Origin of the sequence: Mesorhizobium sp. M0601, assembly GCF_040320845.1 — a bacterium.
Taxonomy (GTDB): Bacteria; Pseudomonadota; Alphaproteobacteria; order Rhizobiales; family Rhizobiaceae; genus Mesorhizobium.
In genome coordinates, this window is the sequence record NZ_JAMYQK010000008.1 from 122248 (window position 1) to 144469 (window position 22222).

19 protein-coding genes are annotated in these 22222 nt (G+C 62.4%); 7 read left to right on the forward strand and 12 right to left on the reverse strand.

Features of this window, described 5'->3' with window-relative positions:
• Window positions 1-31: 31 nt before the first annotated feature.
• Window positions 32-745, reverse strand: coding sequence for a DNA-3-methyladenine glycosylase I (locus NKI41_RS10930; protein ID WP_352682926.1), 714 nt, complete (start codon window positions 743-745; stop codon window positions 32-34).
• An 83-nt stretch (window positions 746-828) separates the two neighbouring features.
• On the opposite strand from NKI41_RS10930, the gene NKI41_RS10935 reads away from it, so the two are divergent.
• Both NKI41_RS10935 and NKI41_RS10940 read left to right on the forward strand, forming a co-directional pair.
• On the forward strand, window positions 829-1392 hold the full coding sequence (locus NKI41_RS10935) for a DUF1003 domain-containing protein (RefSeq protein ID WP_023680015.1): 564 nt from the start codon (window positions 829-831) through the stop codon (window positions 1390-1392).
• Window positions 1389-1976: a DedA family protein gene (locus NKI41_RS10940; protein WP_352502473.1), complete on the forward strand. Its 588-nt coding sequence runs from the start codon at window positions 1389-1391 to the stop codon at window positions 1974-1976. Before NKI41_RS10935 ends, NKI41_RS10940 begins: the two co-directional genes overlap by 4 nt.
• A gap of 3 nt (window positions 1977-1979) precedes the next feature.
• Here NKI41_RS10940 and NKI41_RS10945 read toward each other — a convergent pair whose 3' ends face one another.
• From NKI41_RS10945 to NKI41_RS10970, 6 genes are all read right to left on the reverse strand, one after another.
• Window positions 1980-2567, reverse strand: a complete 588-nt coding sequence (locus tag NKI41_RS10945) for a hemerythrin domain-containing protein (RefSeq protein WP_352502472.1) — start codon at window positions 2565-2567, stop codon at window positions 1980-1982.
• 40 nt (window positions 2568-2607) lie between these two features.
• Window positions 2608-2967 carry a diacylglycerol kinase gene (locus NKI41_RS10950; RefSeq protein WP_352471749.1) on the reverse strand — a complete coding sequence of 120 codons (360 nt, stop codon included), beginning with the start codon at window positions 2965-2967 and terminating at the stop codon, window positions 2608-2610.
• Window positions 2968-3044: 77 nt separating this feature from the next.
• Window positions 3045-3464 carry a GFA family protein gene (locus tag NKI41_RS10955; RefSeq protein ID WP_352682929.1) on the reverse strand — a complete coding sequence of 140 codons (420 nt, stop codon included), beginning with the start codon at window positions 3462-3464 and terminating at the stop codon, window positions 3045-3047.
• Window positions 3465-3613: 149 nt separating this feature from the next.
• Window positions 3614-4987: a class II 3-deoxy-7-phosphoheptulonate synthase gene (locus NKI41_RS10960; RefSeq protein WP_352540630.1), complete on the reverse strand. Its 1374-nt coding sequence runs from the start codon at window positions 4985-4987 to the stop codon at window positions 3614-3616.
• 179 nt (window positions 4988-5166) lie between these two features.
• Window positions 5167-8664, reverse strand: coding sequence for a transcription-repair coupling factor (gene mfd / locus NKI41_RS10965; RefSeq protein ID WP_352682931.1), 3498 nt, complete (start codon window positions 8662-8664; stop codon window positions 5167-5169).
• A 13-nt stretch (window positions 8665-8677) separates the two neighbouring features.
• Window positions 8678-8965, reverse strand: coding sequence for an FAD assembly factor SdhE (locus NKI41_RS10970; protein WP_023680023.1), 288 nt, complete (start codon window positions 8963-8965; stop codon window positions 8678-8680).
• Window positions 8966-9056: 91 nt separating this feature from the next.
• Between NKI41_RS10970 and recG the strand changes: the two genes are divergently transcribed.
• Complete coding sequence (gene recG, locus NKI41_RS10975) at window positions 9057-11165, forward strand: ATP-dependent DNA helicase RecG (RefSeq protein ID WP_352682933.1); 2109 nt, start codon at window positions 9057-9059, stop codon at window positions 11163-11165.
• Here the strand turns inward: recG and NKI41_RS10980 are convergent.
• Window positions 11117-11869, reverse strand: coding sequence for a DUF502 domain-containing protein (locus NKI41_RS10980; protein WP_023680026.1), 753 nt, complete (start codon window positions 11867-11869; stop codon window positions 11117-11119). The two genes, recG and NKI41_RS10980, sit on opposite strands and share 49 nt — an antisense overlap.
• Window positions 11870-11949: 80 nt before the next feature.
• A complete protein-coding gene (gene glmS, locus NKI41_RS10985; RefSeq protein WP_352682935.1) occupies window positions 11950-13773 on the reverse strand; it encodes a glutamine--fructose-6-phosphate transaminase (isomerizing) in 1824 nt (607 codons plus the stop codon).
• Between the two features lie 227 nt (window positions 13774-14000).
• Here glmS and NKI41_RS10990 point away from each other — a divergent pair, with 227 nt between their 5' ends.
• On the forward strand, window positions 14001-14354 hold the full coding sequence (locus NKI41_RS10990; RefSeq protein WP_352502466.1) for an ADP-ribosylation/crystallin J1: 354 nt from the start codon (window positions 14001-14003) through the stop codon (window positions 14352-14354).
• A 1-nt stretch (window position 14355) separates the two neighbouring features.
• Here NKI41_RS10990 and glmU read toward each other — a convergent pair whose 3' ends face one another.
• Together glmU and NKI41_RS11000 are read right to left on the reverse strand one after the other, a co-directional pair.
• Entirely contained in the window at window positions 14356-15717 is a 1362-nt protein-coding gene (gene glmU / locus NKI41_RS10995; RefSeq protein WP_352682937.1) for a bifunctional UDP-N-acetylglucosamine diphosphorylase/glucosamine-1-phosphate N-acetyltransferase GlmU, read from the reverse strand.
• A 129-nt stretch (window positions 15718-15846) separates the two neighbouring features.
• Window positions 15847-16794: an AraC family transcriptional regulator gene (locus NKI41_RS11000; RefSeq protein WP_352502464.1), complete on the reverse strand. Its 948-nt coding sequence runs from the start codon at window positions 16792-16794 to the stop codon at window positions 15847-15849.
• A 129-nt stretch (window positions 16795-16923) separates the two neighbouring features.
• Here NKI41_RS11000 and NKI41_RS11005 point away from each other — a divergent pair, with 129 nt between their 5' ends.
• Window positions 16924-17817, forward strand: coding sequence for an SDR family oxidoreductase (locus NKI41_RS11005; RefSeq protein ID WP_352502463.1), 894 nt, complete (start codon window positions 16924-16926; stop codon window positions 17815-17817).
• Window positions 17818-17841: 24 nt separating this feature from the next.
• Here the strand turns inward: NKI41_RS11005 and NKI41_RS11010 are convergent, their stop codons facing one another.
• On the reverse strand, window positions 17842-18588 hold the full coding sequence (locus NKI41_RS11010) for a cytochrome c biogenesis CcdA family protein (protein ID WP_352471765.1): 747 nt from the start codon (window positions 18586-18588) through the stop codon (window positions 17842-17844).
• Window positions 18589-18776: 188 nt separating this feature from the next.
• Between NKI41_RS11010 and NKI41_RS11015 the strand changes: the two genes are divergently transcribed.
• Window positions 18777-19154, forward strand: a complete 378-nt coding sequence (locus NKI41_RS11015; RefSeq protein WP_352471767.1) for a COG4315 family predicted lipoprotein — start codon at window positions 18777-18779, stop codon at window positions 19152-19154.
• Window positions 19155-19601: 447 nt separating this feature from the next.
• Window positions 19602-22217: a type I DNA topoisomerase gene (gene topA / locus NKI41_RS11020; protein WP_352682939.1), complete on the forward strand. Its 2616-nt coding sequence runs from the start codon at window positions 19602-19604 to the stop codon at window positions 22215-22217.
• Window positions 22218-22222: the final 5 nt, after the last annotated feature.

The window sequence follows — 22222 nt, forward strand, 5'->3', positions numbered from 1 at the left end:
AATGGCGTTCGTTTGGACCAAACAGTCGATCCTATTCGCCCATATATTCGCGCAAGGCTTCCGGCGGATGGTTCTCGCCGATCGACATTGCCAGAATGCGCGAAATGTGCCGGCGCGGCAGCCCGGTTTCCGCCGCCCAGGCGTTTATCTGCACTTGGATCTTGTCCAGGTCCTTCTTCGATGTCGGGCTCTGCGCGAGGTCGAGCCCGGCGTCGCGCAGCGCTGCCGCCATGTCGGCCGAGACGATGAAGGCGTCCCACTCCAGCCAGCGCAGAAAATACTGGCCGGTATTGCCGCCGAGCCGGCTGCCATGCTTGCCGAGATAGGCCATCAATCCGACCTGGTCATCCGCCGGCCAATTGGCCAGGAACTTGCCGAAGCTGCCATGCTCCTTCGACACGCGCTCGACGAAGGCTGCGTTGTCGCGTACGGATTTGATCTTCTGCGGATTGCGGACGATGCGCTTGTCGGCTGTGAGATCGTGCCAGAAATCGTCAGGCTGGAACAGCAGCCGCTTCGGCTCGAAGCCAAGAAATGCTTCCTCGAAACCCGGCCATTTCTGCTCGATGACGCGCCAGACAAAGCCGGCGGCAAAAACCCGCTCGGCCATGGTCGACAGGATCCGGTCGTCCGTAATCCTTGCCACCGCGGCATTGTCGGGCATAGGACCCAGCAGCGACGTCAGCGCTGCCTCACCGCCTTTGCGCTTCGCTGCACGGGCGCGAATTTTCTGAAAATCCACCATTGTTTCCTGACCCCATCGCGTCAATCTACCACTTCCCGTAGGAACCGGCAGCTTCTACCTCATCGCGGACGACGGAGGCGACGATGAACAAAACGATCGAGGACCTGGCAAGCCGCTGGCTGAAGCGAAAGCCGGACGGCCTCAGCGCGCTCGAAAGCCGGGTACTGCAATCTACGCTCGAGCGCACCACGATCTCCAAGGACACCAACAAGGCCGTCGCCTTTCACCAGACGTTTGGAGATCGCCTGGCCGACACCATCGCCCGGATCGGCGGCTCTTGGTCCTTCATCCTGGCATTCATTGGCTTCCTGATCCTGTGGACGGCAGGCAATGTCTGGCTCTTGTCGCGCGCCGCCTTCGATCCCTATCCCTTCATCTTCCTCAATCTCGTGCTTTCCATGGTTGCCGCCCTGCAGGCGCCAGTGATCATGATGGCGCAAAACCGCCAGACGGAGCGCGATCGAATCGACGCCGCCCACGACTATGAGGTTAATCTCAAGGCCGAGATCGAGATCATGGCGTTACACGAAAAGCTCGACGAACTGCGCCACAGCCAGATCATCGGCATGCGAGACGAGATCGCCCGGCTGGCCGAGCAGGTGAAGCGCATCGACGACATTCTGTCGAAGCAGCGAACGTCTTCATGACGGAAGTCATCCATCGTCTCATTGAGCAATATGGATTGGTCGCGGTTTTTCTGGGCTGCGTCGCAGAGGGCGAAAGCGCCGCAATTCTTGGCGGTTTTTTTGCGCATCAGCATGTCTTCATCCCGTGGCAGGCGTTTCTCGCAGCCGCGCTCGGCGCCTTCGGTGGCGACACGTTCTTCTTCATCTTGGGACGGAGCTTCGCCGACCATAAATTCGTGATCAGGCTCCGAGCCCGGCCGGGCTTCAGCCACGCCTATCGCCTTGTCACCTCTCATCCCAACATTTTCGTGCTGTCGAACCGCTACATCTATGGCCTCCGCCTGGTCGGCGGCATCGCCGCCGGGCTGTCGGGCATTGCGGCGGCGCGCTTCGTCATCCTCAACGCCATCTCATCGGTGGTCTGGGCGGCACTGTTCTGCACTGTCGGTTATGTCTTCGGGCTGGGCGCGGAGCACATCGTCGGCCAAGCGCTGGCTCGTCACGAGCGATTACTGATCGCTCTGGCAATCGGCCTCGTTGTGGCCATCCTCGGCTGGCTCGCGGCCCATATCGTCGCCAAGAAGGAACTCCACAAGGGAAGCTGATCGTCAATCAATGCCGAGCGCGCGATCACCCTTCTCGAGGATCAGCGGAATGATCAGGTCTTCCTCGTCGGCAAGATGCCGGGTCAACATGGCGATCAGCCGGCCGTTCTCGTCGGCATAGGCATCGGCGGCGAAACGCTGTTTGTCTTCGCTCTTCTGAAGCGTGCGGATGAAGGCATTTGCCGCCTCGGCATTGCGCTCCAGTCCCTCATGGATTGTGTGGTGATCGGCATCGAGAATCTCGAAGCCGCGCTTCAGACGGGTCTCGGCCCTGGCGAAGACCGGGAAATAATGATGGTCCTCGACATTGTGATGGCCGTCGAGATTGCCGAGGAAATGGTTGAGGCGCGGCGCGAACCAGCGCGCGAATTCCGGCGCGTTCAGCCTACTTTCTCGATAATCGCCGATACCATTGGTGAGCATGCCGCCAAGCTCGCGGAACATGTCGTGCCGCTGCAGCCACATATTGGCTATGCCGTGGATATTGGCATGCGCCTGCCAGTCCTCGCGCGGATATTTTTCGACCAGCCAGCGCAGATCGTCCGGCAGGCCCTCACGTTCAAGCAACAGAAATCCGGTGGTATCGGCCATGTCGGGCCCCTCAGTTGACCTGCATGTAGTGTCTGAAACGTCAGATCGGTACCCCGAGGATCCGCTCGATGACGGCGACGCCCCATACCCCGGCAGCGATCACCACCGAAATCAGCACCGCCAGCGAACCGCAATCCTTGGCCAGTTGGATATCGACGTTGAATTCGCGGCTGAACGCGTCGCATGCCGCCTCGATGCCGGTGTTCAGCACCTCGATCATGATCATGAGCAGCACCGCGCCGATCAGCAACGCATAGCCGCGCCACGATTCCGAAAGGAACCAGCCGAGCGGCAAGGCAAGCACGAGCAGCGTCAGCTCCAGCTGGAAGGCCTCCTCGCCGGCGGCCAGTTTGCGAAACGCCCGCACCGAATTGTAAAAAGCGTCGATCAGTCGCTGCATGCCAAAACCCTTCGGAATCACCGGCAGGGGATAGCGCAATGGCTGGACCAAGGGAATAAGGCGGCCTCTGCAAAGAATCAGCCGTCTGCCACCTTGATCGACGGCGTCGACTTCTCGAACTGCGGCAGCCCGTCATCGATGGCGTAATAATCGCCCTTGTCGCCGACGAAGATATGACATTCGCCTTGGAGCCTAGTTGGCGCGTCGAACAGCCCTGCCATCACCGAAACATAGCCGTCATCGCTCGGCTTCCAGAACAACAGAGAGCCGCATGTCTTGCAGAAGCCGCGCCTGGCGAACGAAGAGGCCTCGTACCAGGTGATGCTCTCCGCGCCGGTGATTGTAATGTCGCGGTCGGCAACGTTGGTCGCCGCATAAAAATGCCCGCTCTGCTTCCGGCACTGCGAGCAATGGCAGTAGACGACACCGCGTAGCGGTCCTAGTGTCTGGAACCGCACTGCCCCGCACAAGCATGATCCGGTGTGACTTTCAGCCATGTCGGCCTCCCGATGCAATTGCCATCGCCTGGCAGGATTCCAGTTTTGCGCGCGTTAGGCACGAGCAAATGCGACACCGGCGGGATTGAATACAAAAAGCGCCGGTTTTCGCCCGGCGCTTCTTCAATGACATCAAAGTTCAGATCATATCAGCCGTTAACGGCCTGCTTGTGCTGGACCGGATGGGTCTTCTTGAGCAGATCGGAGACCAGGAACGCCAACTCGATCGCCTGGTCAGCGTTGAGGCGCGGATCGCAATGGGTGTGGTAGCGGTCCTGCAGCTCTTCGGCGGTGATGGCGCGGGCGCCACCGGTGCATTCCGTGACGTTCTTGCCGGTCATCTCGACATGGATGCCGCCCGGATGCGTGCCTTCGGCGCGGTGCACCTCGAAGAAGGTCTGCACCTCCTTCAGGATGCGGTCGAATGGCCGTGTCTTGTAGCCGGCGGCCTCGATCGTATTGCCGTGCATCGGGTCGGACGACCACACCACGCTGCGGCCTTCCTTCTGCACCGCGCGCAGCAGTTTGGGCAGATGGTCGGCAACCTTGTCGGAGCCGAAGCGGGCGATCAGCGTCAGCCGGCCGGGCTCGTTCTCCGGATTGAGCAGGTCGATGAGCTGCAACAGGCCATCCGGCGTCAGCGACGGACCGCATTTCAGCCCGAGCGGGTTCTTGATGCCGCGGCAATATTCGACATGCGCATGGTCGGGTTGGCGCGTGCGATCACCGATCCAGATCATGTGGCCAGAGGTGGCGTACCAGTCGCCGGAGGTCGAATCGACGCGGGTCAGCGCCTCCTCGTAGCCGAGCAGCAACGCTTCGTGGCTGGTGTAGAAATCCGTCTCGCGCAGCGCGTAATTGGTCTCCGAGGTGATGCCGACGGCCTTCATGAAGTCCATCGTCTCGGTGATGCGGTTGGCGAGCGATTCGTATTTCTCGCCCTGCGGGCTGTCGGACACGAAGCCGAGCATCCATTGATGCACGTTCTCCAGGCTGGCGTAGCCGCCCTGGGCGAAGGCACGCAAAAGGTTGAGCGTCGCCGCCGATTGGCGGTACGCCATCTCCTGTCTTGCAGGATCGGGAATGCGCGACTTGGCGTCGAACTCGATGCCATTGATGATGTCGCCGCGATAGCTCGGCAGCGTTACACCGCCCTTGGTCTCATTGTCGGACGAGCGCGGCTTGGCGAACTGGCCGGCGACACGGCCGACCTTCACCACCGGCTGGGCGCCGGCGAAGGTCAGCACCACCGACATCTGCAGGAAGACGCGGAAGAAGTCGCGGATATTGTCGGCGCCATGCTCGGCGAAGCTCTCGGCGCAATCGCCGCCCTGCAGAAGGAATGCGTCACCGGCAGCGACGGCTGCAAGCTGCTTCTTCAGCTTGCGTGCCTCACCTGCAAAAACCAACGGCGGAAACGTGGCAAGCTGGGCTTCCGTGTTCCTCAGCGCGGCAAGATCCGGATAGGCAGGAACCTGCTGGATCGGCTTAGCTCTCCACGAATTCGGCGACCATTTCGTCATCGAAGCACCTAACGCTCTTTCACACGGACGCCATCGCCCGCCAATCCGCCCCATATGGGGTCGCGGCTCCATACACGAAGCCGATTTCCTATTCTAGACCGGAAGTGGTCGCGTGGCGAATGAGCACGGCACTGCGAAAGTGCCGGTGCGGCTGTGCCCAGAGCACCAGCGACGCGCTGCTACGCCGCCTTCTCCACCAGCCGCGCCAGCTGCGTCATGACAACCGCTGAGCCAGCCAGCCGCTTCTCGGGCGTCGCCCAGTCACGGCTGAAGACGACGCTCTGGTCGGGTCGGATCTTGGCCAGCGAGCCCTGTTCGCCGATGAGCTTGACCAGCCCGACCGGATTGGGGAATTCCCGCTTGCGGAAATGGATGACGACGCCTTTCGGCCCGGCGTCGAGCTTCTCCACGTTGGCCTTGCGGCAAAGCGCCTTGATGAAGACGATCTTCAACAGATGCTTTACCTCTTCCGGCAGCGGCCCGAACCGGTCGATCAGCTCGGCGCCGAAAGCATCGATCTCTTCCGTATTTTCGAGATCGCCAAGACGGCGATAGAGAGCCAGCCTGAGCTGCAGATCCGGGACGTAGCTTTCCGGGATCATCACCGCCGTGCCGACGGCGATCTGCGGCGACCAGCCGCCGTCCTGCACCTCGCCGGAATCCTTCACTTCGGCCACCGCCTCCTCCAGCATCTGCTGGTAGAGCTCGAAGCCGACCTCCTTGATGTGGCCCGACTGCTCTTCGCCAAGCAGATTGCCGGCGCCGCGGATATCGAGGTCGTGGCTGGCCAGCTGGAAACCGGCGCCTAGCGTATCGAGCGACTGCAGCACTTTCAGCCGACGCTCGGCTGTATCGGTTAGCTTGCGGTTGGCGGGCAGAGTGAACAGCGCATAGGCGCGCACCTTCGAACGGCCGACGCGGCCACGCAACTGATAGAGCTGCGACAGGCCGAACATGTCGGCGCGATGCACAATCAGCGTGTTGGCAGTCGGAATATCGAGGCCAGATTCGACGATGGTGGTCGACAAAAGCACATCGTACTGGCCGTCATAAAAGGCATTCATGATATCGTCGAGCTCGCCGGGCGGCATCTGGCCATGGGCCACCGCCACTTTCAGCTCAGGTACAGATTCGCGCAGAAAATCATGGATTTCCGCGAGATCGCTGATGCGCGGTACGACGTAGAAGGAATGGCCGCCGCGGTAGCGTTCTCTGAGCAGCGTCTCGCGGATGACCAGCGGATCGAAGGGCGAGATGAAGGTGCGCACCGCCAGGCGGTCGACCGGCGGCGTAGCGATCAGCGACAACTCGCGCACGCCGGTCAAGGCAAGCTGCAGCGTGCGTGGGATCGGCGTCGCCGACAAAGTCAGAACGTGGACGTCGGTCTTCAGATCCTTCAGCCGCTCCTTGTGCTTGACGCCGAAATGCTGCTCCTCGTCGATGATCAGCAGACCAAGATTCTTGAACGAGATCGAGGAGCCGAGCAGTGCATGCGTGCCGACGACGATGTCGATCTGGCCTTCGGCGATGCCCTTCTTGGTCTCCGCCAATTCCTTGGCGCCGACCAGCCGCGAGGCCTGGGCGACGCGGATCGGCAGGCCGGAGAAGCGCTGCGAGAAAGTCTTGAAATGCTGGCGCGACAACAATGTCGTCGGCACCACTATGGCCACCTGAAAGCCTTCCATCGCCCCAATGAAGGCGGCGCGAAGTGCAACTTCGGTCTTGCCGAAGCCGACGTCACCGCAGATCAGTCGGTCCATCGGCTTTCCGGCGCCTAGATCATCCACGACTGAATCGATCGCGGTCTGCTGGTCATCGGTCTCCTCATAGGGAAAACGCGCTGCAAACTCGCCATAGAGGCCTTCCGCCGGCACCAGCGCCGGTGCTGCCCGCATTTGCCGCTCGGCGGCAATGCGGATCAGCTGCCCGGCCATGTCGAGCAGGCGTTTCTTCAGCCGCGCCTTGCGCGATTGCCAGGCGCCACCGCCAAGCTTGTCGAGCGTCGCCTCGGCCGAATCCGAGCCATAGCGCGACAGCAACTCGATGTTTTCCACCGGCAAGAATAGCCGATCGTCGCCGGCATAGTGGATCTCGAGGCAATCGTGAGGCGCACCAACCGCCTCGATGGTACGCAACCCGATGAAACGGCCAATGCCATGGTCGGCATGGACGACGATATCGCCTGACGACAAGGCCGAAGCCTCGGCGATGAAGTCGGACGCAGGCTTCTTGCGCTTCGAGCGCCGGATCAGCCGGTCGCCGAGAATGTCCTGCTCGGCGACGACGACGAGTTTCTCAGTCTCGAAGCCGGATTCGAGCGGCAGCACGGCCAGTCCCGCCTGCCCTGGCTCAAGCCTTTCGGCTTCGGCAAGCGTCGCCACCGGCTTCAGATTGCCAAGGTGATGCTCGACCAGGATCTGGCCGAGCCGGTCGAGCGAACCTTCAGTCCAGCCGGCGACGACGACACGGCGGCGTCCAGCGCGCTCGTCGGAAATGTGTTTGACGACGACGTCGAAAACGTTGGCGTTAGGATCGGCGCGTTCCTCGACGAAGCTGCGGCCGTGGCGCGAGCCGGCATGGAACACCTTTTTCGCGCCGGCATCGGGCGCGTCGAAGGCCGTGAAATCTATCGCCTCGCGCGGGCCAAGCGAGGCAATCAGGTTCTCGGGCGACAGATAGAGCAGATCCGGCGGCACCGGCTTGTAGGGCACCGCGTCCTTCAAGGCGCCGTCGGCCTGCTTCTTGCGCGCTTCGTAGTGGTCGAGGATTAGAGTGTGGCGCTCGGCCAGTGCCTCATGCGCCAGATGGTCGAAAACCACAGGCGCATCGGGCAGGTAGTCGAAGACGGTTTCCAGCCGCTCATAGAAGAACGGCAGCCAGTGCTCCATGCCGGCAAACCGCCTGCCCTCGCTGACCGCCGCATAGAGCCCATCGTCGCGGGAGGGCGCACCAAAGGCTTCGATGTAGGCGCGGCGGAAACGGCTGATGGTTTCCGGCGTCAGCGCCACCTCGCTCATCGCCTGCAGCGCCATCGATTTGCGTTGGCCGATGGTGCGCTGGGTTGCGGTGTCGAAGACGCGGATCGATTCCAGCGTATCGCCGAAGAAATCGAGGCGCAGTGCCTCCGTCCAGCCGGGCGCGAAGAGATCGAGAATGCCGCCGCGCACCGCAAATTCGCCGATACCGCGCACCGTCGGCACTCGCTCGAAGCCGGAATTCTCCAGCCGCGACACCAGCACGTTCATGTCTATCTGGTTGCCGGGTTTGGCGTGGAAGGTCTGCGCCTCGACGAGTTCAGCCGGCGGAATGCGTTGCAACAGCGCATTCGCCGTGGTGAGGACGACGGCGCGGTGCGGCTTCTTCGCCAGCGCGATCATCGCTGCCAGCGCATCGAGCCGCCTTGCGGCGGCGTCGGCGCCGGGCGAGACGCGGTCGTAAGGCAGGCAGTCCCAGGCCGGCAGTTCCAGCACCGGAAGGCCCGGCGCGGCAAAGGCAAGCGCCTCGACGATCGCAGGCAGACGCTGCCCGTCGCGCGCCACGAACAGCACCGGCTTGTCAGGGGCGATCTCGTGCGCAGTCTGCACCAGCGCAAAAGCTTCGTAGCCGTCGGCGACGCCATCGACGATGAACTGGCCGGCGCGGCCTTTCGGCAGACCGATCGTAGGGATAAGGCTCATGGCTACACGTTGTTCAGAAGGTCATCTCCCGGCGCGAAGCCAGGATTTTTTGCAGGACGGCACAGTCGATATCCGCCGGAACCGGGCGTTCGCCAGTGACGAGAGGCAGGAATTCGGTGTCGGGAATGTCGAGGAGCCTCTCATATTGGTCGATTTCGTCGCCGGTCAAGGCGCCGATCTCGGCGTCGGCGAAGCTGCCGAGTATAAGGTCCATCTCGCGCATGCCGCGGTGCCACGAACGAAACAGAAGCTTGCGGCGGCGGGCATCGAGCCCCTCGCTTGATCGTTTCGTTCCAGTCATCTTGCAACATCCTTGCCCAGGCGGCGCATATAGCGTGGATAGAAGGCGGTGTCAGCCTTGCGCTACAGTCGCTGCAACATAAGCTGACATCATGCGTCCCTCCCTCCTCGATCCGCTGTTTGTCCCGATCACCTCGCTTGCCGGGGTCGGGCCAAAAGTTGGCGCCCTGATCGAAAAAGTCGTAGCAGCCGACCTCGGCGACCGGGCCGCGCGCGCCGGGGATCTCTTGTTCGTGCTGCCGCATACTGTCATCGACCGCCGCAACCGGCCGGGCATCGCCGGCTCGGCGGAAGGCGCCATCGTTACGCTCGACGTCCGCATCGACCGCCACCAGCCGCCGCCACGCGGCAACAGGTCGGTCCCGTACCGGGTCTACGCCCATGACGACACCGGCGAGATCGCGCTGACCTTCTTCCATGCCCATGCCGCCTATCTCGAAAAAGCAATGCCCGCAGGCGAGCATGTCGTCGTCTCCGGCCGCATGGAATGGTTCAACGGCCGCCCGACCATGGTTCACCCCGACCATATCGCACTTGCCGGTGACGCGGAAAACCTGCCGCTGGTCGAGCCGGTCTATCCGCTGACCGCCGGGCTCTCGGGCAAGGTGCTGCGCCGGGCCATCGGCCAGGCGCTGGCCCGCCTGCCGGTGCTGCCCGAATGGCAGGACGGTGAGTTCCGGCGCCGCCATGCCTTTCCTGCTTTCAGCGATGCGCTCAACCGCATCCACAATCCTGCCGACCCGATCGACGTCTCTGTCGACGGCGCAGCGTGGCGGCGCCTTGCCTATGACGAGTTCTTGGCCGGCCAGGTATCGCTGGCGCTGGTGCGGGCCAAGGTCCGCCGATTATCTGGCCGGCCACTCGTCGGCGACGGCCGCATAGTCGAACAACTGCGCGTGGCACTCCCCTATTCGCTGACCATGTCGCAGGAAATGGCGCTTGCCGAAATCAACGCCGATCTCGGTGACCCCGAACGCATGCTGCGCCTTTTGCAGGGCGATGTCGGCTCCGGCAAGACGGTGGTCGCGCTGCTTGCCATGGCGCGTGCCGTCGAGGCCGGCGGCCAGGCGGCATTGATGGCGCCGACCGAAATCCTGGCGCGCCAGCATCTGGCAACGATTGCGCCGTTGGCGGAACGGGCCGGCCTGCGTGTCGCCGTCCTCACAGGTCGCGAAAAGGGCCGCGAGCGTGCCGACACGCTGACCGGGCTGGCCAATGGTGACATCGACATCGTCGTCGGCACCCATGCGCTGTTCCAGGAAACGGTGACGTTCCGTGACCTCGTGTTCGCCGTCGTCGACGAGCAGCACCGTTTCGGCGTCCATCAGCGCCTTGCCATTACCGCCAAGGGCGATGCGCCCGACATGCTGGTGATGACGGCAACGCCGATACCGCGGACGCTGGTGCTGACTGCATTCGGCGACATGGATGTGTCGAAGCTGACGGAAAAGCCGGCCGGCCGCCAGCCGATCCGCACCGTCACCTTGCCGCTTGAACGGCTCGACGAACTGATCGGACGCATGCTCGACGCCGTCGCCGATGGCCAGAAAATCTACTGGATCTGTCCGCTGGTTGAGGAATCCGAGGAGATCAAGCTGATGTCGGCCGAGGACCGTTTTGCCTCGCTGAAGCCGCTGTTCGGCGACCGCGTCGGCCTGGTGCATGGTCGCATGAAAGGCGCCGACAAGGACGAGGCGATGCGCGCCTTTAAGCAGGGCGACACCCGTATCCTGATCGCCACCACCGTCATCGAGGTCGGCGTCGATGTGCCGGACGCGACAATCATGGTCATCGAGCATGCCGAGCGTTTTGGCCTCGCCCAACTGCACCAATTGCGCGGCCGGGTCGGGCGTGGCGACAAGCCTTCATCGTGCGTGCTGCTCTACAAGGATCCGCTCGGCGAGACGGCAAAACGCCGTTTATCGGTAATGCGCGAGACCGAGGACGGCTTCCGTATCGCCGAAGAGGATCTGAAGCTGCGCGGCGAAGGCGAGTTGCTCGGCACCCGCCAGTCCGGCACGCCGGGCTTCCAGGTGGCGCGCATCGAGGCGCATGCCGACCTGCTCGAGGCCGCTCGCGACGATGCGCGGCTGATCCTGTCGCGTGATCCGGAACTGCAGTCCGAACGCGGCACGGCGCTGCGCCTGTTGCTCTATCTGTTCGGCCGCGACGAGGCCGTGCGGCTCCTGCGTGCCGGCTGAGGCATCGTGTCGAGCGGCGGATTGGCAAGCGCGCCGTGGATCTGCTCGCCGTTCACCGTCACCATTTTGACCGCCGGCGCCACCAAGCCGGCCGACACGATCAGCTTGGCTCCGTCCTCGATTGTCATGTCGAGCAGCACAATGTCGGATTTCGGCACATACATCAGAAAGCCCGTCGTCGGGTTGGGCGTACATGGCATGAATACGGCAATCAGCGGATCGCCTTCCCGGTCGAGCTTCTGGTTGATCTCGGTTTCCTTCTCGCTGGCGACGAAGACCAGCGACCAGACCCCTTTGCGCGGATATTCGACCAACCCGACCTGGCGGAACATGTCGCCCTTGTTCGACAGCACGGTCTCGAAAATCTGCTTCAGCGAACGGTAGATGCCGCGCACCAGCGGCATGCGGCCAAGCAGGCGCTCGCCGAAATTGACGATGGCGCGGCCAACGATATTGGCGGTCATAAAGCCGATGAAGGTGATGAGGATCAAGGCAACGATCAGCCCAAAACCCGGCACTGGAAACGGCAGGTAGGTGTCCGGATTGTAGCGTACCGGAATGTAGGGTTTCACCCAGGAATCGACCCAGCCGATCAGCGACCAAGCAATGTAGGCAGTAATCGCCAGCGGCGCGCAAACGACGAAGCCGGTCAGGAAATAGTTTCTCAGCCGGGTCATGCCTGAGGTCTTGAGAGCATCCGACATGGTTCACCGCAGCGTGTGTTTGCAGCGCGACACTACTGAACCCCAAGCCGCTTTGGAATGGCGAAGTTTTTAAACGAGACCTATTCCACCGTTACCGATTTCGCCAGGTTGCGAGGCTGGTCGACATCCGTGCCCATGAACACGGCGGTGAAATAGGCGAGCATCTGGATCGGCAGCGCGTAGATGATCGGCGAGATGATTTCCGGCACGTCCGGCAAAACGATCGTCTCCATCGTCTTCACCGTAGCGTGTGCGGCGCCCTTGCTGTCGGTGATCAGGATGATCTTGCCGCCGCGTGCCGCGACCTCCTGCATGTTCGACACGGTCTTTTCGAAGATGCGGTCATGCGGGGCGATGACGATGACGGGCATGTTCTCGTCGATCAGCGCGATCGGGCCGTGTTTCAACTCGCCGGCAGCATAGCCTTCGGCATGGATATAGGAAATTTCCTTGAGCTTCAGCGCGCCTTCCATGGCCAGCGGAAAATTGGTGTCGCGGCCGAGATAAAGCACGTTTTTGTAGTGCGAGAGGTCGCGCGCGACCTTTTCAATCTGCCCGTCGAGCTTTAGCACCTGGTTGGCATAACGCGGCGCTTCCGACAGCTCGCGTATCAGCGTTTTCTCCTGCTCCTGCGAAATCGTTCCGCGCGCCACGCCCGCCCGCACCGCCAGCGAGGCCAGCACGGAAAGCTGGCAGGTGAACGCCTTGGTCGAAGCGACGCCGATTTCCGGGCCGGCCAATGTCGGCAGGATGACGTCGGATTCGCGCGCCATGGTCGATTCGCGCACATTGACGACCGCGCCGATCTTCATGCCAGCCTTGCGGCAGTAGCGCAGCGATGCCAGCGTGTCGGCGGTTTCACCCGATTGCGAGATGAAGAAAGCGGCATCGTTCTTCGACAGCGGCATCTCGCGATAGCGGAACTCCGAAGCGACATCGATGTCGACCGGCAGCCGCGCATAGCGCTCGAACCAGTATTTGCTGATCAGCCCGGCGAGATAGGCGGTGCCGCAGGCCGAGATCGCCAGCCGGTCGATCTTGGCGAAATCGAACGGCAGGTCGAGCGGCTTCGAGACGCCGCTGACGAAATCAACATAATGCGCCAGCGTGTGCGAGATCACTTCCGGCTGCTCATGGATTTCCTTTTCCATGAAATGGCGGCGGTTGCCTTTGTCGACCATGAAGCTCGTGCTGAGCGACTGTTGGCGTTTGCGGTCGACCTTGTTGCCGCCCATGTCGAAGATATCGACCTCGTTGCGGCGCACCACCGCCCAGTCGCCGTCTTCCAGATAGGTGATCGAATTGGTGAAAGGGGCAAGCGCAATGGCGTCGGAGCCAAGGAACATCTGGCCGTCGCCATGACCGACCGCGAGCGGCGGGCCATTGCGCGCGCCGACGATCAGATCCTCGTCGCCCTTGAACATGATGGCGAGCGCAAAGGCGCCTTCCAGCCGCTTCAGCGCCTTGTGCGCCGCCTCAACCGGCTTCAGCCCCCTGGCCAGTTCGCGCGCCACCAGATGCGCGACGACTTCGGTATCGGTCTGCGAGGTGAAGCTGTAGCCGTCGCGCATCAGCTCGTCGCGCAATTCGGCGAAATTCTCGATGATGCCGTTATGGACGATGGCGACGCCGTCGGAAAAATGCGGATGCGCATTACTCTCGTTCGGAACGCCATGCGTGGCCCAGCGCGTGTGGCCGATGCCGATCATGCCGTCGAGCGGTTCGTCCTTCAGCAGGCGCTCGAGATTGACCAGCTTGCCCTCGGCGCGGCGGCGGTCAAGCCTGCCGTGCTCGATCGTGGCGACGCCGGCCGAGTCATAGCCGCGATATTCGAGCCTTTTCAGCGCATCGACGATAAGCGGCGCGACCGGCGAGTCACCGACAATTCCAACGATACCGCACATGGCGCTTGCCCCCGATTCCGACCTCAAACCCGGCGCTATTTAGAGACTGCCGGGCTGTCGCGAAAAATCACATTCCATTTCGTCCGGTATCAGCCGGACTATCCTGCACAGATGCACCATGACAGGGCGCACTTGCAATCCGGTTACTGCAATTGCTCAGTTTCTCCGCTTATGTATCCTATCTCGGCTCAACGGCTCCAGAAATCAGTCAAAGACATGATGCGGCTATGAACGAACGAATTGACACGGTGACGCTTTGGCGTCCGGTTGGTCCCCGCGAACTGGAGTTGATCCAGAGGGCAGGGATGCGCGCCTTTCCTCCTCGACTTGCCGATCAGCCGATCTTCTATCCGGTTACCAGCGAGGCCTATGCCACCCAGATCGCCCGAGACTGGAACGTGCCCGCGAGCGGATCAGGTTTCGTGACGCGTTTCGAGGTGAGTCGCAGCTTTCTGGACCGTTACAGCGTCCAGCATGCCGGCAGCCGGGCGCATCTGGAATACTGGATTCCGGCCGAAGACCTGTCGGCCTTCAACGATGCAATTGTTGGCGAAATCCAGCTTGTCGCCGAGTTCCGCTAGTCTACCCTTTTTTGCGGGCCGCCGCGGCCTGAGAAAAACGCTCTCGCAACTCCTTGCCCTTGCCGGGTAGAGTCCGCTGGCGGGCGCGGCCGAAAGCCAGCGCATCGTCGGGTACGCTTTCGGTAATGACGCTGCCCGAGGCGATGTAGCCGCCCTTGCCGATGGACACCGGCGCCACCAGCGAGGAGTTCGAGCCTATGAAGGCGCCCTCGCCGATATCGGTGAAGAATTTCGAATAGCCGTCATAATTGCAGGTGATGGTGCCGGCGCCGATATTGGCGCCGGCACCGATGCGGGCATCGCCGATATAGGTCAGATGGTTGACCTTCGCGCCCTCCTCGACGATCGCCTGCTTGACCTCGCAGAAATTGCCGACCTTGGCCTTGGTTCTCAGATCGGCCCCGGGCCGCAGCCGCGCGAACGGCCCGACATCGCAATTCGACGCGATGGTGGCGCCTTCGATATGGCTGAAGGCATGGATCTTGGCCCCCGTCGCGATTTTCACGCCCGGCCCGAACCAGACATTGGGTTCGACGACCGTATCGGCGCCGATCTCGGTGTCGTGCGAGAAGAACACAGTTTCGGGCGCGATCAGCGTAACGCCAGAAAGCATCGCCTCGCGCCGCCGGCGCTGCTGCCAGATACCTTCCGCCTGGGCAAGCTCGGCACGGTTGTTGATGCCGAGCGCGTTCTCGAAACTGGCTTCGGTGGCGACGACATCAAATCCCTGGGCAGCGGCGATCTCGACGATGTCGGTGAGATAATACTCGCCCTTGGCGTTCTTGCTGCCGACTTGATCGAGCAGCTTCAGCGCGTGCCTGCCGGCGACCGCCATCAGCCCGCCATTGCAGAAGGTGATCTTTTTCTCCTCGTCCGAGCAGTCCTTCTCCTCGCGGATGGCCACGAGCTTGCCGGCCTTTTCGATAAGCCGGCCGTAGCCCGAAGGATTTTCCGTACGGAAGCCGACCACGACGACGGCCGCACCTTCCGCCAGCTTCAGCCTCGCCGCCGCGAGCGCTTGCGGATCGATCAACGGCGTGTCGCCAAACATCACCAAGATATCGTCATAACCTTTTGATATTGCTGCACGTGCGGCAAGCACGGCGTGCGCGGTGCCGAGACGTTTTTCCTGAACGAAAGCCTCGGCCCTCGGCGCAAACTTGAGTGCAGCCTTGCGCATCTCATCGGCGCCATGGCCGATCACCAGCGCCAATTCGCCGCTGCCGGCGGCTTCGGCCGCCTTGACGACATGGGCAACCATCGGCAGGCCCGCGATTGTGTGCAGCACTTTCGGCACTGCACTCTTCATGCGCGTGCCTTCACCGGCGGCGAGGATGATGGACAGGCAGGATCTCTGGCTCATGGGGACAGCAACCGTTGAAAGGGTCTGGAATCGAAGCGTTAGTAGCACCGGCGCCATGCTGCACCAATGCGGTTAAATTCCGGTGAGACGGTGGAACCTCCAACCCGCGACACGCTCAAGCCGATCGGCTCAGGCGGCTTCCGCCTCGTTGCGTGATGCGAAGCTGGGGGCTCGGCCACGGCCGTATTGCCGTGGCGAACAGTTCATGACCCGCTTGAAGGCTGTGCTGAAGGCGCTTTCGGATTCGTAGCCGAGCGAAAGCGCTATGACGGCGACGGGATCGCTGGAATTCGTCAGCCGGTCGCCAGCCAGCAGCATTCGCCAGCGCGTCAAATAGTCCATCGGCGACGCGCCAACCGTCTCCTTGAATCTGAGCGCAAAGGTCGATCGCGACATGCCGGCCCGTTCCGCCAGTTCCTGTAGCGTCCAGCCATGCGCCGGATCGTCATGCATGGCGCTGATCGCCGCGCCGATCTGTTTGTCCGCGAGGGCAAAGAGCCAGCCGATGCCACCTTTCAATCCTTCCGAAAGATGCAGCCGCAGCGCCTGAACCAGCATCATGTGGGCGAGGTGCTGGATCATCAGAAAGCCGCCCGGCTGCGGCTCGCGCAGCTCCTGCATCATCCGCTCCACAGACCAGCGCAGCGCCGACTGGTCCGACTCTTTGCGGATATGCACAATGGCTGGCAGCATCCGCAACAGCATGCCGGCATGATTGCCGCCAAGCGCGAAGCGGCTGCTGACCAGAAAGAAATCACCACCGCCATTGTGGGTCACGACACCGCCGGCTCGCGCAGGCGGAAAAATCTTGACGGCTTCAACAGGCGTCAAGCTCATGTCGCTTGCAAGGCGGAAAGGCCGTCCACTCGGCAGCAGGAAGCAGTCTCCCGTCTCAAGGCGCACTGCGTCAGCAACGCCCTCCACAGACAGCCAGCACCGGCCGGAGACCACCGCTCCGGTCTTGATGCTTTGCTGCTGGTCGGGGAACTGGATCGACCATTCACCACCAGCATCGAAACCGGCCGACATATAGTTTCGCGGCTTCAGCAGCGAGAGCACATCTGAAAGGGGATCCACAGGTCATTCCGGACGATTGCGAAGATAATACGGACTTTACCGCATAGATCGTATTTTCTCAAGCGCCTATCACGACACAACTGAGCCGCGAAAATGGTCGTGGTCAGAAACGAACAAGGAGAAGTCGTGATGCGTGTCTTCGTTACCGGAGCGACCGGATTCGTCGGTTCTGCCGTCGTTCAAGAACTCATCGGCGCCGGCCATCAGGTGCTCGGCCTCGCCCGCTCGGCGGCGTCGGCCAAGTCGCTTGCAGCCACCGGAGCCGAGGTGCATCGAGGTGACCTCGACGACCTCGAAAGCCTCAGCAGGGGCGCAGCCGCAGCTGATGGAGTGATCCATACCGGCTTCAACCACGACTTCTCGAAATTCGCGCAAAATTGCGAGATGGACCGGCGCGCCATCGAGGCCTTGGGCGGTGCACTCGAAGGCTCCGAGCGGCCCCTGCTCGTCACCTCCGGAACCGCGCTCCAGGCGCGGGGCCATATCGCGACCGAGGAAGATGCGCCTGTCCCCTCTTCCGCTTCGTATCCCCGCGCCTCCGAAGCGACAGCCGCCGCGCTGGCGGCACGCGGGGTGCGCGCGTCGGTTGTGCGCCTTCCTCCGTCGGTCCATGGCAAGGGCGACCACGCCTTCGTTCCTATTCTCATCGACCTCGCTCGCAACAAGGGCGTGTCGGCCTATATCGGCGAAGGGCTCAATCGCTGGCCTGCCGTGCATCGGTTCGATGCCGCCCGCGTTTACCGGCTTGCGCTCGAGCATGGAGCCGATGGCGGGCGATATCACGCGATCGCCGAAGAAGGCGTGCCGTTCAAGGACATCGCCGGCGTGATCGGCCGGCGCCTGAATGTGCCGGTCGTCGCCAAGTCCGCGGAAGAAGCCGCCGATCATTTTGGCTGGTTCGCTATGTTCGCGGCGATGGATGTTCCGACCTCGAGCGAACGGACCCAGGCGCTGCTGGGGTGGCAGCCGAGCGGACCCGGGCTGATCGCTGATATCGACCAGCCGGGCTATTTCGAAGGCTGAACAGACCCATGTCGGGCGGCAAACCTATCCCAATTGCCCCAGCACCGGAAAATTCTCGAGCAACCAATAGGACACCGCCTGCACGCCGCCGGTCAGGAAAAACACGCCGGCGACCACCAGCAACGCGCCGATGGCCTTTTCGACGCGGCCGAGATGGACGCGGAATTTCCCGAGAAAGCGCATGAAGGCGCCTGAAAACAGCGCCGCAACGAGGAAGGGAATACCGAGGCCGAGCGAATAGGCGGCGAGCAGCAGCGCGCCCTCGCCCACCGTCTCGCGGCCGCCGGCAAGCGTCAGGATCGGCCCCAGCACCGGGCCGATACAGGGCGTCCAGCCAAAGGCGAAGGCCAGGCCCATGACGTAAGCGGCGATCAGGCTGGCCGGCTTGCCTTGTGACTGGAAGCGCGCCTCGCGTGAAAGCAAAGGGATGCGCAGTACGCCGAGGAAATTCAGCCCCATCAGGATGATCAGCACGCCTGCCGCCATTGCCAGCGGCTCCTGCCAGACTCGCAGCAAATGGCCGATGGTCGAGGCGCCGGCGCCGAGCGCGACGAAGACGGTCGAGAAGCCGAGCACGAAGGCGATTGAGGAATTAATCAGCGCGCCTCGCGCGCCGGCCTTTGCCGTAATGCCGGCCTCGCCGCGGAAATCGTCGACCGACACGCCGGCCATATAGCACAGGTAAGGCGGCACCAGCGGCAGCACGCAGGGGGACAGGAAGGAAATTGCTCCCGCCCCGATCGCACTGACATAGCCGACGTCCAATGCCATTTCCGTCTCCCGATGACTGCGCAGCCATATAGCCGCGACAACAGCCGTCCGCCAATCACCATCGCGTGGCCCCATCACATTGGGTAGCAAGTCGGCGCCCGCCCGGGAAGAAAGGGCAGCCAGGCAGCGTTGATCAAACGAAACTGCGTTGTTCCGCACGCTTTTCGAAATGACCCAGGGAGAAGTCCATGAAAACGATCGCAATTGGCATGGCCGCGCTTTTGCTCGGCACTGCCGCATCCTTCGCTGCCGAGGCGTGGAAGGAAGCGGAGGTCGGCGGCACCAAGATCTACACCGACGCCAGCGGCATGACGCTCTACACCTACGACAAGGACGAGGCGGGCAAGTCGAACTGCTACGACAAATGCGCCGCCAATTGGCCGCCGCTGAAGGCTGACGCCAACGCCAAGGCCGAGGGCGAGTGGACGATCGTCGACCGCACCGACGGCACCAGGATGTGGGCCTACGAAGGTAAGCCGCTCTACACGTTCATCAAGGACAAGAAGGCCGGCGACGTGACCGGCGAGGGTGTCGGCGGCGTCTGGCATATCGCCAAGGCCGACTAGGCCTTGAGCTTCTAATCGGCTGTAACAGGCAGCAACACGGCTGGTCGCTGGGAACTCGACCCAACCGCCCCGGCGGCCAGCTTTTCAGCACGGTACTTCCTTGCGACTGTCCGAGCAAAATGCCGGGCTACCGATTGCGCGCTTCACAGCATCTGTTCAAGCAGGGCTGGCGCGTGCTCGATGTTTCTCTTATATCCGCGGGAGAGTTTGTCCCGTTCTCCAGGATCAATTGCCGGGTTTGTCCAGCGATAGGCTGCTCATTTCCCTCGTCCAGGATTGCGGAAATCGCATGGCGCGCCGTTGGGTTGCGCATTCGGTACAGGGCCGCATTTTGACTGCTTGGCCTTGACCGGATGCAAAAGCGCGGCCATGTGAGCGACACATTGAACGAGATTTCGTCGCGCGCAGCGGAATTCTTCTGCCGCATCACAACTGATATGAGACCGTATGGACGTCGTCGTCGTCGAATCGCCGGCCAAGGCGAAGACAATCAACAAGTACCTCGGCAAGAACTACAAGGTTCTGGCCTCGTTCGGCCATGTCCGCGATCTGCCGGCCAAAGATGGCTCGGTGCGTCCGGATGAGGACTTTGCCATGTCCTGGGCCGTCGACACCGCGTCTGGAAAGCGTCTCGCCGATATCGCCAAGGCGGTCAAGGACGCCGACGGGCTGATCCTCGCCACCGATCCGGACCGCGAGGGCGAAGCGATCTCCTGGCATGTCCTGGAAGTGCTGAAGCAAAAGCGCGCGTTGAAGGACAAGCCGGTCAGCCGCGTCGTCTTCAACGCCATCACCAAGGCGTCCGTGCTGGAGGCGATGGCCAATCCGCGCCAGATCGACGCGCCGCTGGTCGATGCCTATCTCGCTCGCCGTGCGCTCGACTATCTGGTCGGCTTCACGCTGTCGCCCGTGCTGTGGCGCAAGCTGCCCGGCGCCCGCTCCGCCGGCCGCGTCCAGTCGGTGGCGCTGCGTCTGGTCTGCGACCGCGAATCCGAGATCGAGCGCTTCATCCGCGAGGAATACTGGCAGGTCGCCGCCATTCTCGGTACGCCGCGCAAGGATAATTTCGAGGCGCGGCTGACCGCCTTCGAGCGCAAGAAGCTGCAAAAGCTCGACATTTCCAACAAGGCGCAGGCCGACGACATCAAAGCGATGCTCGAAGGCGCCAGCTTCAAGGCGGCGTCGGTCGAAGCCAAGCCGACCAAGCGCAATCCCGGGCCGCCCTTCACCACCTCGACGCTGCAGCAGGCAGCCTCATCGGGCCTCGGCTTTTCGGCCAACCGCACCATGCAGGTGGCTCAGCGGCTCTATGAGGGCATGGAGATCGGCGGTGAGACCACCGGCCTGATCACCTACATGCGAACCGACGGCGTGCAGATGGCGCCGGAGGCGATCTCTGCCGCGCGCGATGCGATTGCCAAGGAATTCGGCCCTAAATACCTGCCTGAAAAGCCGCGCTACTATTCCGCCAAGGCCAAGAATGCCCAGGAGGCGCACGAAGCGATCCGTCCGACCGATTTCATGCGCACGCCGGCTTCCGTCAGGCAGTATCTCGACGCTGACCAGGCGCGGCTTTACGAGATGATCTGGAAACGCGCCATCGCCAGCCAGATGCAGCCGGCCGAGATAGAGCGCACCACGGTCGAGGTCGAGGCCATCAACGGCCCGCGCACCGCCGAGCTTCGTGCTGTAGGCTCGGTTGTTCGCTTCGACGGCTTCCTTGCCGCTTACATCGAGCACAAGGAAGAAGATTCGGAAGACGAGGAAAGCCGCCGCCTGCCCGAGATTCGTGCCGGCGAGCAGCTCACACGCGAGGCGATCAACGCCACCCAGCACACCACCGAGCCGCCGCCGCGTTATTCGGAAGCTTCGCTGATCAAGAAGCTGGAAGAGTTGGGCATCGGCCGGCCGTCGACTTATACGGCGATCCTGAAGACGCTCGAGGATCGTGACTATGTCACCATCGACAAGCGCAAGCTGGTGCCGCAGGCCAAGGGCCGGCTATTGTCGGCCTTCCTCGAAAGCTTCTTCGAGCGTTATGTCGAGTACGACTTCACCGCTTCGCTGGAGGAAAAGCTCGATGAGATTTCCGACGGCAAGCTCGCATGGAAGGACGTGCTGCGCGATTTCTGGAAGGATTTTTCCGGCGCCGTCGCCGACATCAAGGAGTTGCGCGTCACCGACGTCCTCGATGCATTGAATGAGGAACTGGCGCCGCTGGTCTTTCCCGCGCGGGAAGACGGTTCGAACCCGCGCATCTGTCCGAAATGCGGCACCGGCAACCTGTCGCTGAAGCTCGGCAAGTTCGGCGCCTTCGTCGGCTGTTCGAACTATCCCGAATGCTCCTTCACCCGCCAGCTCGGCGACGCCGCCAATCCCAATGGCGAGAACGGCGGTGGTGAAGACGGCACCAAAGTGCTCGGCAAGGACCCCTATACCGCCGAGGAGATCACGCTGCGCAATGGCCGGTTCGGCCCCTATATCCAGCGCGGCGACGGCAAGGATGCCAAGCGCTCCAGCCTGCCCAAGGGCTGGACGGTCGATTCGATCGATCACGAAAAGGCGCTCGCCTTGTTGTCGCTGCCGCGCGACGTCGGCAAGCATCCGGAATCCGGCAAGATGATTTCGGCCGGGCTGGGGCGCTACGGGCCGTTCGTGCTGCATGACGGCACCTACGCCAATCTCGACAGCATCGAGGACGTGTTCTCGATCGGCCTCAATCGCGCCGTCTCGGTGATCGCCGAGAAGCAATTGAAGGGCAAAGGCGGCCGCAATGGCGGCACAGCCGCTGCGCTCAAGGAACTAGGCGAGCATCCTGCCGGCGGCGGCAACATAGTCGTGCGCGACGGCAAATACGGGCCTTATGTGAATTTCGGCAAGGTCAATGCGACGCTGCCGAAGGGCAAGGATCCGCAATCGGTGACGATCGAGGATGCGGTGGCGCTCATTGCGGAAAAGGAAGCCAAGGGCGGCAACGGCGCCAGGAAGCCCTTCCGCAAAGCGGCCGCGCCTGCCAAGAAACCGGCTGCGGCCAAAAAACCGGCGGCCAGGAAAAAGGGATAGGACGG